General features: G+C 62.1%; 12 protein-coding genes. 5 read left to right on the top strand and 7 right to left on the bottom strand.

Annotated features, from left to right (window positions below; translation table 11 throughout):
- Window positions 1-126: 126 nt before the first annotated feature.
- Entirely contained in the window at window positions 127-819 is a 693-nt protein-coding gene (gene ung, locus AB4Z20_RS11605) for a uracil-DNA glycosylase (RefSeq protein WP_258690535.1), read from the top strand.
- Window positions 820-948: 129 nt separating this feature from the next.
- Here the strand turns inward: ung and AB4Z20_RS11600 are convergent, their stop codons facing one another.
- From AB4Z20_RS11600 to AB4Z20_RS11585, 4 genes are read right to left on the bottom strand one after another with little or no spacing between them, the layout of a single operon-like run.
- A complete protein-coding gene (locus AB4Z20_RS11600) occupies window positions 949-1,989 on the bottom strand; it encodes an AbrB family transcriptional regulator (RefSeq protein ID WP_258690536.1) in 1,041 nt (346 codons plus the stop codon).
- Window positions 1,982-3,496, bottom strand: a complete 1,515-nt coding sequence (locus tag AB4Z20_RS11595) for a tripartite tricarboxylate transporter permease (protein ID WP_442089903.1) — start codon at window positions 3,494-3,496, stop codon at window positions 1,982-1,984. Before AB4Z20_RS11595 ends, AB4Z20_RS11600 begins: the two co-directional genes overlap by 8 nt.
- A gap of 1 nt (window position 3,497) precedes the next feature.
- Complete coding sequence (locus AB4Z20_RS11590; RefSeq protein WP_253472222.1) at window positions 3,498-3,959, bottom strand: tripartite tricarboxylate transporter TctB family protein; 462 nt, start codon at window positions 3,957-3,959, stop codon at window positions 3,498-3,500.
- 55 nt (window positions 3,960-4,014) lie between these two features.
- A complete protein-coding gene (locus AB4Z20_RS11585; RefSeq protein ID WP_003198777.1) occupies window positions 4,015-5,007 on the bottom strand; it encodes a Bug family tripartite tricarboxylate transporter substrate binding protein in 993 nt (330 codons plus the stop codon).
- A gap of 424 nt (window positions 5,008-5,431) precedes the next feature.
- Here AB4Z20_RS11585 and AB4Z20_RS11580 point away from each other — a divergent pair, with 424 nt between their 5' ends.
- Together AB4Z20_RS11580 and AB4Z20_RS11575 are read left to right on the top strand one after the other, a co-directional pair.
- Entirely contained in the window at window positions 5,432-6,103 is a 672-nt protein-coding gene (locus AB4Z20_RS11580) for a response regulator (protein ID WP_253472224.1), read from the top strand.
- On the top strand, window positions 6,096-7,481 hold the full coding sequence (locus AB4Z20_RS11575; RefSeq protein ID WP_214512093.1) for a sensor histidine kinase: 1,386 nt from the start codon (window positions 6,096-6,098) through the stop codon (window positions 7,479-7,481). Before AB4Z20_RS11580 ends, AB4Z20_RS11575 begins: the two co-directional genes overlap by 8 nt.
- Window positions 7,482-7,657: 176 nt before the next feature.
- Here AB4Z20_RS11575 and AB4Z20_RS11570 read toward each other — a convergent pair whose 3' ends face one another.
- Together AB4Z20_RS11570 and ygfZ are read right to left on the bottom strand one after the other, a co-directional pair.
- A complete protein-coding gene (locus tag AB4Z20_RS11570) occupies window positions 7,658-8,479 on the bottom strand; it encodes an HDOD domain-containing protein (protein WP_258690537.1) in 822 nt (273 codons plus the stop codon).
- 35 nt (window positions 8,480-8,514) lie between these two features.
- Window positions 8,515-9,456, bottom strand: a complete 942-nt coding sequence (gene ygfZ / locus AB4Z20_RS11565) for a CAF17-like 4Fe-4S cluster assembly/insertion protein YgfZ (protein ID WP_320390030.1) — start codon at window positions 9,454-9,456, stop codon at window positions 8,515-8,517.
- A 149-nt stretch (window positions 9,457-9,605) separates the two neighbouring features.
- On the opposite strand from ygfZ, the gene AB4Z20_RS11560 reads away from it, so the two are divergent.
- Both AB4Z20_RS11560 and AB4Z20_RS11555 read left to right on the top strand, forming a co-directional pair.
- Entirely contained in the window at window positions 9,606-9,860 is a 255-nt protein-coding gene (locus AB4Z20_RS11560) for an FAD assembly factor SdhE (protein ID WP_003184348.1), read from the top strand.
- Window positions 9,844-10,296 (top strand): protein YgfX, encoded by a 453-nt coding sequence (locus AB4Z20_RS11555; RefSeq protein ID WP_442089901.1) that lies wholly within the window; start codon window positions 9,844-9,846, stop codon window positions 10,294-10,296. Before AB4Z20_RS11560 ends, AB4Z20_RS11555 begins: the two co-directional genes overlap by 17 nt.
- Here AB4Z20_RS11555 and nadB read toward each other — a convergent pair.
- Complete coding sequence (gene nadB, locus AB4Z20_RS11550; protein ID WP_253472232.1) at window positions 10,265-11,881, bottom strand: L-aspartate oxidase; 1,617 nt, start codon at window positions 11,879-11,881, stop codon at window positions 10,265-10,267. The two genes, AB4Z20_RS11555 and nadB, sit on opposite strands and share 32 nt — an antisense overlap.
- Window positions 11,882-12,281: the final 400 nt, after the last annotated feature.

The following is a 12,281-nucleotide window of genomic DNA, read 5'->3' as shown; positions in this document are numbered from 1 at the left end:
CCTCGATCAGAAATTTGAATAATCAGTATGACCGCTGCGTAGGAAAGTGCTGGTTCTGCGTCAGATCAATTGACAAGCCATGTAGGCTTTCCTAGGGTGCGCCCATTGTTTTTACCGGATGCAACCATGACTGCCGACGACCGTATCAAACTCGAACCGAGCTGGAAGCAGGCACTGCGTGCCGAGTTCGACCAGCCCTACATGGCAGAGTTGCGCGAATTCCTGCGTCGGGAATACGCCGCCGGCAAGGAAATTTATCCACCGGCACCGCTGATTTTCAACGCCCTTAATTCCACGCCGCTGGACAAGGTCAAGGTGGTGATCCTCGGCCAGGATCCCTACCACGGTCCGGGCCAGGCCCATGGCTTGTGCTTTTCGGTACAGCCGGGTGTGCCAGCGCCGCCGTCGCTGGTGAACATCTTCAAGGAGTTGAAGCGCGACCTGAACATCGATATTCCCAACCATGGCTATCTGCAAAGCTGGGCCGACCAAGGCGTGTTGCTGCTCAACACTACCATGACCGTGGAGCGTGCCAACGCCAACGCCCACGCAGGCAAGGGCTGGCAGCATTTCACCGACCGGGTCATCGAAGTGGTCAGCGAACACCAGCAGAACCTGGTCTTCCTGTTATGGGGCGCCCATGCCCAGGGCAAGCAGAAACTGATCGACGCCACCAAGCACTTGGTGCTGACCTCGGTCCACCCGTCGCCGTTGTCGGCTTATCGGGGTTTTCTGGGGTGCGGGCATTTCAGTCGGGCCAACAAGTTCCTCGAGCAACATGGCGAGGCGCCTATTGATTGGCGGTTGCCGCCGCTTTAAGTGGTCGGCAGTAAGGGCCTCATCGCGAGCAAGCTCGCTCCCACATGGGTTTTGTGGTGGGATGCAAAATGGGTGCTCGCCGCAGATCCTCTGTGGGAGCGAGCTTGCTCGCGATGAAGGCAACTCGGTCTACAAGTCCGAACCCGGCTTGCGCATCCAATACCTGAACAACGGCTCCGCCAGAAACAGCACAAACAACAACCGCATCACCTGCAACGCCGTCACCAATGGCACCGACAGTTGCAACGTCTCGGCCGTCAGGCTCATTTCCGCGATACCTCCGGGCATCATGCCCAGGGTCAGTGAACGCAGGTCCAGCTGGGTCAGGGTGCTCAGGCCCAACGCCGCGAGAGTGGCGATCAGCATCGTCAACACCGTGCCGATCAGGGTACGCCCCATGAACGACGGCGCCCGACGAAAGAACTGCCGGTTGAAATGACAACCCAATCCGCTGCCGATCAACCACTGGCCGACCTGGCTGGCGCCGTTGGGCAGGCCGATGTGCAGGTCCCAACCGACGCTCACCGCCGCACTGACCAGCAATGGTCCGAACAACCAGGGATTGGGTTGGCGCAAGCGCTCCCAGACCCAGGCGAGCAGGGCACCCGCCGGGAACAGCATCGCCAGCCACAGCCAGTCCACCGTCGTGGCGTGTTGCACCGGTGCACCTTCGCCCAACAGGTACTTGAAGGCCGCCGGTACGCACAGCACCACTACCAGCACTCGCAGGCTCTGGCCCGCCGCAACACGACTGAGGTCGGCGCCGTTGCGGGCGCCGAGGTTGACCATTTCGCCGGAACCGCCCGGCATGCTCGAGAAGAACGCGGTGGCGCGGTCCTCGCCGGTGCGACGCATCAGCCAGACACTCACCACACTGGACACGCTGGTGATCAGCGCGCCGAAGAAGATCAGGCCGAAGTGGCTCAGGACCTGCTCCATCACCACCGGGGTGAAGTGCAGGCCGATGCCGATGCCCACCACCCATTGGCCGCATTTACGGCCACCGGGGATTTCCATCAGTTGCCACGGCGTAAGACAGCGCACCAGGATGATCGCCAGCAACGAGCCGACCATCCAGGGCAAAGGCCAGCCGATCAGGCTGGCCAGGTAACCGCCGGCCAGGCCGACCAGCGGTGTTCCCCACCATTGTCTGAATATCGCCTCAGACATTGGCCAGGGCGCGACGTTGTGCGGCGCGGCGCCGCCAGATCCGCAGCAATGGCATGAACAGCATGATCGCCGTCAGCACCCAGCAGCCGAAGGTGATCGGGCTCGACCAGAGGATCTCCAGCGCACCGTTGGAAATCGATAGCGCACGACGCAGGTTCTGCTCCATCAGGCCACCGAGGATGAAGCCCAGCAGCACCGGCGACAGCGGGAAGTCCAGCTTGCGCAGGATATAGCCGAAGATGCCGATACCGATCATCAGGAACAGGTCGAACGTGGTGGCATGCACCGCATAGACACCGATCCCGGTGATGATCGCGATGACCGGAACCAGCGCCCAGTTCGGCACGGCCAGGATCCGGGTGAAGATGCGGATCATCGGGATGTTGAGAATCACCAGCATGACGTTGGCGACGAACAACGACGCGATCAGGCCCCAGACGATGTCCGGCTGTTGCTGGAACAGCAGGGGACCAGGCGTGATGTTGTACAGCGACAGCGCGCCGATCATCACCGCCGTGGTGCCCGAGCCGGGAACACCGAGGGTCAGCATCGGCACCAGCGCACCGCAGGCCGCGCCACCGATAGCGGTTTCCGGGGCGGCGAGGCCGCGCTTGTCGCCCTGGCCGAACGTGCCACCGGCGCCGGCAATGCGTTTTTCGGTCATGTAGGCCACGGCACTGGCCAGGGTCGCACCAGCACCCGGCAGCACGCCCATGATGAAACCGAGTACGCCGCAGCGCAGGTTCACAGTGAAGACCGACGCGGCTTCCTTGAAGTTGAACATCATCCGCCCGGTGGCTTTTACCGCTTCCTGGCCGCGATGGGTTTTTTCCAGCAGCAACAGGATTTCGCTGATGGAGAACAGGCCCAGCACCAGCACGACGAACTGGATGCCGTCGGTCAGGTGGATGTTGTCACCGGTGAAGCGGTAGACGCCGCTGTTGGCATCGATCCCGACACTGGACAGGAACAGGCCGATCAGCGCCGCGATGAAGGTCTTGAGCGGTCGGTCGCCGGCCATGCCACCGAGGCAGACAATGGCGAACACCATCAGCACGAAATATTCCGCCGGCCCGAAGGCAATCGCCCATTTGGCCAGCAGCGGTGCGAACAACACCATGCCGCAGGTGGCGATGAGCGCGCCGATGAACGAACTCCACGCCGACAGCGACAACGCCACGCCGGCCAGGCCTTGGCGGGCCATCGGGTAGCCGTCGAGGGTGGTCATCACGGTGGAGGCTTCACCCGGGATGTTGAGCAGGATCGAGCTGATACGTCCGCCGTATTCGCAACCCAGGTACACCGCGGCCAGCAGGATCAGCGCCGATTCCGGCGGCAGCCCCAGGGCAAAGGCAATCGGGATCAGCAGCGCCACGCCGTTGATCGGGCCCAGGCCCGGCAGCAGGCCGACCACGGTGCCGATCAGGGTGCCGGTCAGTGCTGTGACGAGGTTGTAGGGAGTCAGTGCAACGCCAAAACCCTGGCCGAGATAATTCAGGGTATCCATATCAATTCTCCAGGACGTCGAGCAGGCCCAGGGGCAGCGGCACGTCCATCAGCTTGTCGAACAACAGATAAAGACCGATGGCCATCAGGCTGATGATCACCACGCTCGGCACCCAGCGACCGCCGTAAAGGCGCGCCATCGGCACGCCGATCAGGATGCTGGCAAGGATGAAGCCCAGGGGTTCGAAGGTCCCGGCGAATACCAGCAGCAGCACCACGCAGATGCCGATTTTCTGCAAGGTTTCGCGGTCCAGGTGCGGGTCTTCGTCGCTGTGCACGATGGGTGTAGGGCGAAACACCATGTACAGCAATGCCAGCCCCATCAGCCCGAGCATCAGCAAGGGAAAGGCGCGCGGGCCGACCGGTTCGTAGGAAAAGGCGGCTTGATAGGGCCAAGCCATCAGCGCCAGGCCGATACAGACCAGTAGCAGCACCGCGGCAAAAATACGTTGGATGGTGAGCATGACTAACTCCTGGGCGACGCCGACAGTGCCGGCGCCGCCGCGAGAACAGAGACGGTTACTGGATCAGGCCGAACTCTTTGGCCAGCACCTTGTAATCAGCCACTTGTTTCTTCACATAGGCATCCAGTTCCGGTCCGGTCATGGCGAACGGGAACAGCTCGCGCTGGTCGCGCAACTTGGCGAACTCTTCGGAAGCCAGCAGTTTGTCGAACGCGTCTTTCCACCAGGCGTAGTCTTCATCGCTGACCTTCGGCCCGAGGTAGAAGCCACGGACCACTGGCCAGAGGATGTCGTAGCCTTGTTCGCGAGCGGTCGGGATGTCTTTCATTTCCGGCTCGTCCAGGCGTTTATCGGAGAACACTGCCAGCAGGCGCATGTCACCACTCTGGATGTGCGGCATGGAGTCGGAAATGTCCGTACTGCCGACCTGAATATGACCGCCGAGCAGGGCCGTGGCGATTTCACCACCGCCTTCGAGTGCCACGTAGCGCAGTTTGCGCGGGTCGATGCCGGCAGCCTTGGCGATCAGGGCTGTTTGCATCCAGTCCTGGCTGCCGACGGTGCCGCCGGAGCCGATCACCACCGAGCCTGGATCTTTCTTCAGGGCCTGCACCAGATCGTCGAGGTTCTTGTAGGGCGAATCGCTTTTTACCGCGATGGCGCCGTAGCTGGTACCAACGGCCGCCAGCCAGCGCACGGCGTTTTCATCGAAACGACCGAACTTGCCTTGGGCCAGGTTCAGCAACGAACCACTGGACCAGGCCACCAGCGTGCCGGCGTCGGCCGGACGTTGGGCGACCACTGCGTTGTACGCCACCGCGCCAACACCGCCGGGCATGTAGGTCACGCGCATGGGTTTGGTCAGCAGCTTCTGGTTCACCAGCGCGCTTTGCGCCAGTTTGCACGTCAGGTCGAAACCGCCGCCCGGTGCCGCCGGGGCGATGCATTCGGGGCGCTTGGGCTCTTTGGATGGATCGGCGGCGAGCAACTGCCCGGCGAACATCAGGCATCCGGCGGCCAGGGCTACTTTACGCAGTGATAGGTTCATTGTTGTCTCCACAGGATTGTTGTTATGTGTGGTGAAAATGTGTCGTGACGGATCCCGCCCAGGTCATCGCTGATGGGGCGCGCAGGTCGTTACCGGGATTGAATACAGGGCGACACCGCCCAAGGCGGTCTGGTTGGAGCGAGAAGGGCGAGCAGGCGCTGGGGCCTGTAGCTGCATGGACAGCATGGTGAGTACTCCGCTTTTATTTTTCTTATTTTAGGACGAAAACGCTTCGTGGCATTTTTCATTCGCGATCGGGCCGCGGCGGTCAGTCGAAACTATCCGTAAAGTGACTCTAACGGCTCAACCTTTCGCTAACCTTTCAAAAGCTTTCAGCGTGTTTTTTGCCTTCACAGTCGCGGATGCGGCTGTAAACTCCGCGCCAAAGAATGGCGTCGGCCATCCCTGAATCGAGGAATAATCCATGCGTGTTCTGCTCGTCGAAGACCATCTGCAGCTCGCCGAAAGCGTTGCCCAAGCGCTCAAGAGCACTGGTTTGACCGTGGACGTGCTGCACGACGGCGTCGCGGCCGACCTGGCCTTGAGCAGCGAGGAATACGCAGTAGCGGTCCTGGATGTCGGGCTGCCGCGCATGGACGGTTTCGAGGTTCTGGCGCGTCTGCGGGCCCGTGGCAAGACCTTGCCGGTGCTGATGCTGACCGCTCGCAGCGACGTCAAGGACCGTGTCCATGGCCTGAACCTCGGCGCCGACGATTACCTGGCCAAGCCATTCGAGCTCACTGAGCTGGAGGCCCGGGTCAAGGCACTGTTGCGCCGCAGCGTGCTGGGCGGTGAACGCCAGCAGCGCTGTGGCGGGCTGGTCTATGACCTGGACACCCGCCGCTTTACCCTCGACGATGAGCTGTTGACCCTGACGTCCCGCGAGCAAGCCGTGCTGGAGGCGTTGATCGCCCGGCCGGGGCGGGTGATGAGCAAGGAGCAACTGGCGGCCCAAGTGTTCGGCCTGGACGAAGAGGCCAGCCCCGACGCCATCGAAATCTACGTCCATCGCTTGCGCAAGAAACTCGATGGTCGTGCGGTGGCGATCGTGACGTTCCGCGGCCTTGGCTACCTATTGGAAAATCGCAATGCATAAGCCCGACAGCCTGCGCTGGCGGCTGCTTCGCAACCTCGCACTGCTGCTGGTGGTCTTGATGCTCGCCAGCGGCTTGAGCGCCTATTGGAACGGTCGCGAGGCTGCCGACACCGCCTACGATCGGACCCTGCTGGCCTCGGCCCGGACCATCGCCGCGGGCCTTTCGGCGCGTGACGGCAGCCTCAGTGCGGATGTGCCCTACGTGGCCCTGGATACTTTCGCCTACGACAGCGCCGGGCGCATTTATTACCAGGTCAATGACATCGACAAGAAGCTGATTTCCGGCTACGAAAACCTCCCCGGCCCGCCGCCCGGCACGCCGCGCACGGACGATTACCCAGCCCTGGCGCGTTTTTACAACGCTCGCTATCAGGGCCAGAACGTGCGGGTGGTGAGCCTGCTCAAGGCCGTGAGCGAGCCGAACATGAACGGCATGGCGGAAATTCGCGTAGCGGAGACTGAAGAGGCGCGGGTCAGCATGGCCCGCGGGCTGATGGCCGACACGCTGTTGCGCCTGGGCATGCTGGCCGTGGGCGCGCTGCTGTTGGTGTGGTTCGCAGTCAGCGCGGCATTGCGCCCGCTGGAGCGCTTGCGCACGGCGGTGGAGGAACGCCAGTCGGATGATCTGCGACCGTTGCCGCTGGTGGAAGTGCAGCACGAATTATGGCCACTGGTGCGGGCCCTCAACCATTTCACCGAGCGTCTGCGCGGGCAATTCGAGCGTCAGGCGCAGTTCATCGCTGATGCCGCCCATGAGCTGCGCACGCCCTTGGCCGCGCTCAAGGCGCGTCTTGAGCTGGGCTTGCGAGCCAGCGAACCGGCGACCTGGCGTGAAACCCTGGAAACTGCGGCCCAGGGTACTGACCGGCTAACCCACCTGGCCAACCAACTGCTGTCCTTGGCGCGTGTGGAAAACGGCGCCCGGGCCATTGCCGAGGGCGGTGCGCAACTGCTTGATCTCAGTCAGTTGGCCCGTGAGTTGGGCATGGCCATGGCGCCGCTGGCCCATGCCCGAGGGGTGGCGCTGGCCCTGGAAGCCGACGAACCGGTATGGCTGCGGGGCGAGCCGACCTTGTTGAACGAGTTGTTGAGCAACCTGGTGGACAACGCCCTGGCCCATACCCCATCGGGCGGCAATGTAATCCTGCGGGTTTCTGCCCCGGCCGTGCTGGAGGTCGAGGACGATGGCCCCGGCATTCCGCTGCACGAGCGGGACCGGGTGTTCGAGCGCTTCTATCGACGCAACCAGCAAGTGGCCGGTTCGGGGCTGGGCTTGGCGATCGTCGGCGAAATCTGCCGTGCGCACCTGGCGCAGATCACCTTGCACGATGGGCAGGAGCGCGGGTTGAAGGTGCGGGTGAGTTTTATCCCAGGGTAACCCTGACGATGCAAAACCCTGTGGCGAGGGAGCTTGCTCCCGCTGGGGTGCGAAGCAGCCCTACGCTTTTGCGGCCGCTGCGCGACCGAGCGGGAGCAAGCTCCCTCGCCACAAAAGCGTCTCCTGACCACAAAAGAGCGGCATGGCCAGAGAGGCCTTCGTGGCTTCAGATGTCTCTAATAGAACATCGACCGCGCTTCTTCGATATCCGCGCAGCGGGCCTTGTTCTCCGGGTCGATGCCCAGTTTCTTGAAGGCGGGAACCCCGGACATGTCAATCATGCTCAGGGGATGGTCGGTGTCCTTGTAGCAATACAGCGCTGCGACCTGCACCAGGTCGACATAATCGATTTGCTTGGAATCCCGGGTGAAATCCAGATACAGCCCCGGCAGTTTCACCAGCCGCTCCGGAAACTCCCAGACGCTGAGTAGTTTGTCCCCCAGCACCGGGTGAATCGTTTCGATGACGTGGTTGAGGCTGACCGGGTCCGACAGCAATTCATTGTTGTCTTGCGCATACGTCAGGATCGGCAACACGCCGATCTGGTGCACCAGCCCACCCAACGCAGCCTGGTCGGGCTTGAGTTGGGTGTAACCGCGACACAGCGCATAGCTGACGCCGGCGATCTCCAGGCTCTTGCGCCAGACGTCGCGCATCTTCAGTTCCACCACCTCGGAGCGGGCGTGGAAAATCTGCTCCATGACCAGGCCGATGGCCAGGTTGCTGCTGTAGTTGACGCCCAATCGAGTGATGGCCGTGTGCAGGTCGGTGACTTCCTGGGTGGCGCGCAGCAGTGGGCTGTTGACCACTTTTATCAGGCGTGCCGAGAGGGCCGTATCGCGGCCGATCACTTTGCTCAGGTTGCTGACGCTGATTTCCGGGTCTTCGGCGGCCCGGCGAATCTGCAGGGCCACTTCCGGTAATGTCGGCAGAACCAAGTCATCGTTGTCGATGGCCTGCACCAAATCCCGTTGGACCTTATCCGCCAAATCGCTCATTTCGGTTCTCTAGGGTATTGCGGCAAATGCTGCGATCAGCGCTGGATTTCGCGGTCGCGATCCAGTTCGTAAGGCAGGTCCAACTGTTGAAGGCGTGGGCCTTCCAAGGTACCGAGGTGCAAATTGTCGTCTTCTGCTGCTTCGGCCTGCAATACCGCCAGTAGTTCGATGCTTCCTTCGCCGCGGGCGGCCATCACCACTTCGCCGATGGAACTGCCATGCGTGGGGGAGAACAGCGCCGTGCCGGGTTCCGGCAGTTCGCTGGCGTCCAGTTGCAAGCGGTACAGGCGTCGCTTGAGCTTGCCCAGGTATTGCATGCGGGCGACGATTTCCTGGCCGGTGTAGCAGCCTTTCTTGAAACTGACGCCGCCGACGGCTTGCAGGTTGAGCATCTGCGGGATGAACAGTTCGCGGGTGGCCGGCATGACCTGGCCGATTCCGGCGCGGATCTGGCCCAGCAGCCAGGGGTTCAGGTCCGCTTCGGCCAATTCTGCGCCCAGGCGGGTTCGCAGCTTCTGTGCCTGTTCGGCGGGTGCCCACAATTCGGCGCGACCGGGAGATACGCGGATGGCGATCAAGGCTTCATGACGAGCCACACTGTCGGTGTCGCTTGGCAGTTCGAGGCCCAGGCCAGTCAGCGCCTTGTCGGCGTTTTCCAGGCCGAAGCGAACCCAGGCCGCGCTTTCGTCGGTGAGCTTGGATTTGGAGAACACGGCATATTTTTTCAGGTCGGCCAGTTGCGGTTCGAGCAGTTCGGCGGCCATGGCCATCAACACACCGTCGCCTTCGAGCAGGATGCGGAAGCTCGATTGCATCCGGCCTTTCTGGGTGCAGCGGGCGCCGAGGCTGGCCCGGCTGTCGCTCAGGTAGTCGAGGTTGCAGGTCAATTGGCCTTGCAGGAATTTGCTGGCATCCACGCCGCGGACCGCGAGGACGCCTTCGTGGGACAGGGTGCAAAAAAAAGCGGAATCAGCCATGGGTCATCGCAGGATAAAAGGTCTGGTGGACATCATAAGGTGGCGCCCTTGAAATGGGTAGTTCACAAAGGATCGGTGGTGCCCGACCAAAGCTGTCTGTTCCACTGCGGCGGGGCCTGTATACTTGCGCTCTATTTGAGGAGCGCTCCATGGTCGAAGATGTTGAACTGAATCGCCTCTACTGGCACAGCCGCCGTGGCATGCTTGAACTGGACGTGTTGCTGGTGCCATTCGTCAAAGAGGTTTATCCCCATCTCAATGAAGTGGACCGCGCGTGCTATGTCCGCCTGCTCGAATGCGAGGATCAGGACATGTTCGGCTGGTTCATGGAGCGCAGCGAATCCGAAGACCCTGAGTTGCAGCGCATGGTCCGGATGATTCTGGACCGTGTCCAACCCAAGTAATCGCTTCGAATGCCGCTGGCAGGCCTCCGGGCAACTGCTGGCGGCCTATCTGCTGGCCCAGGTGTTCGCCCTGGGTTCGTTGTTCCTGTTGTCCGTGCCGTCCTGGTTCGCAGCGCTTGGCATCGTATTGTGCCTGGCCCATGGCGCCTGGGTGATTCCCCGATATGTAGTGCTGACCCATCGCCGGGCTTTCTGCGGGCTGCGTCGTAATGCCGCTGGCTGGCAACTCTGGAGTCGGGCCGATGGGTGGCGGGCTGTGCAACTGCGCCCCGATAGCCTGGCGTTGCCGATGATCGTCGTGCTGCGTTTTCGCTTGCAGGGTGAACGGCGGGTCCGGTCGGTGTGTGTGCCGCGCGACGCGCTGGCGCCGGATATCCATCGGCGCCTGCGGGTGCGGCTCAGGTTCAGTCGGCGTAGGTGGGCGGCACCAGGATAGTATCCCGTGCCTCGGGCAGCAGGTTCGGGTAGTCCAGCGTGTAATGCAGCCCCCGGCTTTCCTTGCGTTCCATGGCCGAGCGAATCATCAGTTCGGCCACCTGGGCCAGGTTGCGCAGCTCGATCAGGTCGCGACTGACTTTATAGTTGCTGTAGAACTCGTCGATTTCATCCAGCAGCAGGCGCACCCGATGTTGTGCCCGTTGCAGGCGCTTGTTGGTGCGCACGATGCCCACGTAGTCCCACATGAATCGCCGCAGTTCGTCCCAGTTGTGCGCGATGATCACGTCTTCGTCCGAATCGGTGACCTGGCTGGCGTCCCACGAGGGCAGGGCGGCTGGAACGGCAATCTGCGGCAATTGCGCCAGGATGTCTGCCGCCGCCGAGCGGGCGTAGACAAAGCATTCCAGCAGCGAGTTGCTGGCCATGCGGTTGGCGCCGTGCAGGCCGGTGAAGCTGGTTTCGCCAATGGCGTACAGGCCAGGCACGTCGGTGCGGCCCTGTTGGTCGACCATCACGCCACCGCAGGTGTAATGCGCTGCCGGCACCACCGGGATCGGCTGCTTGGTGATGTCGATGGAAAACTCCAGGCAGCGTTCGTACACCGTCGGGAAGTGGCTCTTGATGAACGCTTCGGGCTTGTGGCTGATGTCCAGGTAAACGCAATCGATACCCAGGCGCTTCATTTCGTGGTCGATGGCCCGGGCGACGATGTCGCGCGGTGCCAGTTCGGCGCGCGGATCGAAGCGCTGCATGAAGCGTTCGCCGTTGGGCAGCTTCAAGTGTGCACCTTCGCCACGCAGGGCTTCGGTGATCAGGAAGCTCTTGGCCAGCGGGTGATAGAGACAGGTGGGGTGGAACTGGTTGAACTCCAGGTTCGCCACCCGGCAACCCGAACGCCAGGCCATGGCGATGCCATCGCCGCAGGCGCCGTCGGGGTTGCTGGTATAAAGATAGACTTTTGCTGCGCCGCCGGATGCCAGGATGACGAAGCGCGCGCCGTAGGTGTCGACTTCACCGGTGCCGCGATTGAGCACGTAGGCGCCGAGGCAGCGATCGCCGTCCAGGCCCAGGCGTTTTTCGGTGATCAGGTCGACCGCGACGCGCTGTTCCAGCAATTCGATGTTCGGCCGCAGTCGCGCTTGTGCGAGCAGGGTCTTGAAGATCGCTGCTCCAGTGGCGTCGGCCGCATGGATGATGCGCCGATGGCTGTGACCGCCTTCGCGCGTCAGGTGGAACTCGAAACCGCCGTCTTCGGTGCCCGATTGTTCGTCACGGGTAAACGGCACACCCTGGTCGATCAGCCACTGGATGGCTTCCCTGCTGTGCTCCACGGTGAAACGCACCGCCTGTGGATTGCAAAGGCCACCGCCGGCGTTGAGGGTGTCGTCGACATGGGATTCAATGGTGTCGGTATCGTCCAGTACGGCTGCGACACCGCCCTGGGCCCAGAAGGTCGAACCGTTGGCCAGGTCGCCCTTGCTCAGGACTGCAATGCGCAAATGCGCGGGCAAAGTCAGTGCCAGGCTCAATCCGGCGGCTCCGCTGCCGATTACCAGAACATCGTGTTGAAACTGTTGGCTCATTCGAATGGTTTCCGCTCAAGGCGACCCGGGTCGGGGTTGGCGCAAGACACCGCTTCAACGGGTCAGGCAGCCACGCAGCCCACTAGTATATAGAGGGGGGGATCGGCACAATAGCCGGGCATTCATGGCAATGTGAAACCAGCGTGACAGAAAAGCGACACGCTTCGTCGGATCGCCGGTTTGGGTACAACATCGATAAGGCCGCCGTTTCGAGGACAGAACGCTGTTTATCTCGTCACGGTTGCCTGATATTCAGTGTGCAGCGCTATAAATAGCGGGAACTTTTGCCGAGCGCCTACGTTCAATAGACGGTTGTCTGCAAAAGGGAGCAGCGTCGGGTTGGTGCAAGATTTCGATTGGAGTCTCTGCCGTCAGTCCCGGTGACAGATTATTCGCGCAG

The organism is Pseudomonas sp. KB_12 (assembly GCF_052114545.1).
Classification (GTDB): Bacteria; Pseudomonadota; Gammaproteobacteria; order Pseudomonadales; family Pseudomonadaceae; genus Aquipseudomonas; species Aquipseudomonas brassicacearum.
The sequence above is the reverse complement of the archived record's forward strand: the minus strand, read 5'-3'. Positions and strand labels throughout refer to the sequence as shown.

Excerpts from the sequence above, each read along its gene's own strand:
- ung (WP_258690535.1), top strand. The coding sequence starts at position 127 with ATGACTGCCGACGACCGTATCAAACTCGAACCGAGCTGGAAGCAGGCA.
- AB4Z20_RS11600 (WP_258690536.1), bottom strand. The coding sequence starts at position 1,989 with ATGTCTGAGGCGATATTCAGACAATGGTGGGGAACACCGCTGGTCGGC.
- AB4Z20_RS11595 (WP_442089903.1), bottom strand. The coding sequence starts at position 3,496 with ATGGATACCCTGAATTATCTCGGCCAGGGTTTTGGCGTTGCACTGACT.
- AB4Z20_RS11590 (WP_253472222.1), bottom strand. The coding sequence starts at position 3,959 with ATGCTCACCATCCAACGTATTTTTGCCGCGGTGCTGCTACTGGTCTGT.
- AB4Z20_RS11585 (WP_003198777.1), bottom strand. The coding sequence starts at position 5,007 with ATGAACCTATCACTGCGTAAAGTAGCCCTGGCCGCCGGATGCCTGATG.
- AB4Z20_RS11580 (WP_253472224.1), top strand. The coding sequence starts at position 5,432 with ATGCGTGTTCTGCTCGTCGAAGACCATCTGCAGCTCGCCGAAAGCGTT.
- AB4Z20_RS11575 (WP_214512093.1), top strand. The coding sequence starts at position 6,096 with ATGCATAAGCCCGACAGCCTGCGCTGGCGGCTGCTTCGCAACCTCGCA.
- AB4Z20_RS11570 (WP_258690537.1), bottom strand. The coding sequence starts at position 8,479 with ATGAGCGATTTGGCGGATAAGGTCCAACGGGATTTGGTGCAGGCCATC.
- ygfZ (WP_320390030.1), bottom strand. The coding sequence starts at position 9,456 with ATGGCTGATTCCGCTTTTTTTTGCACCCTGTCCCACGAAGGCGTCCTC.
- AB4Z20_RS11560 (WP_003184348.1), top strand. The coding sequence starts at position 9,606 with ATGGTCGAAGATGTTGAACTGAATCGCCTCTACTGGCACAGCCGCCGT.
- nadB (WP_253472232.1), bottom strand. The coding sequence starts at position 11,881 with ATGAGCCAACAGTTTCAACACGATGTTCTGGTAATCGGCAGCGGAGCC.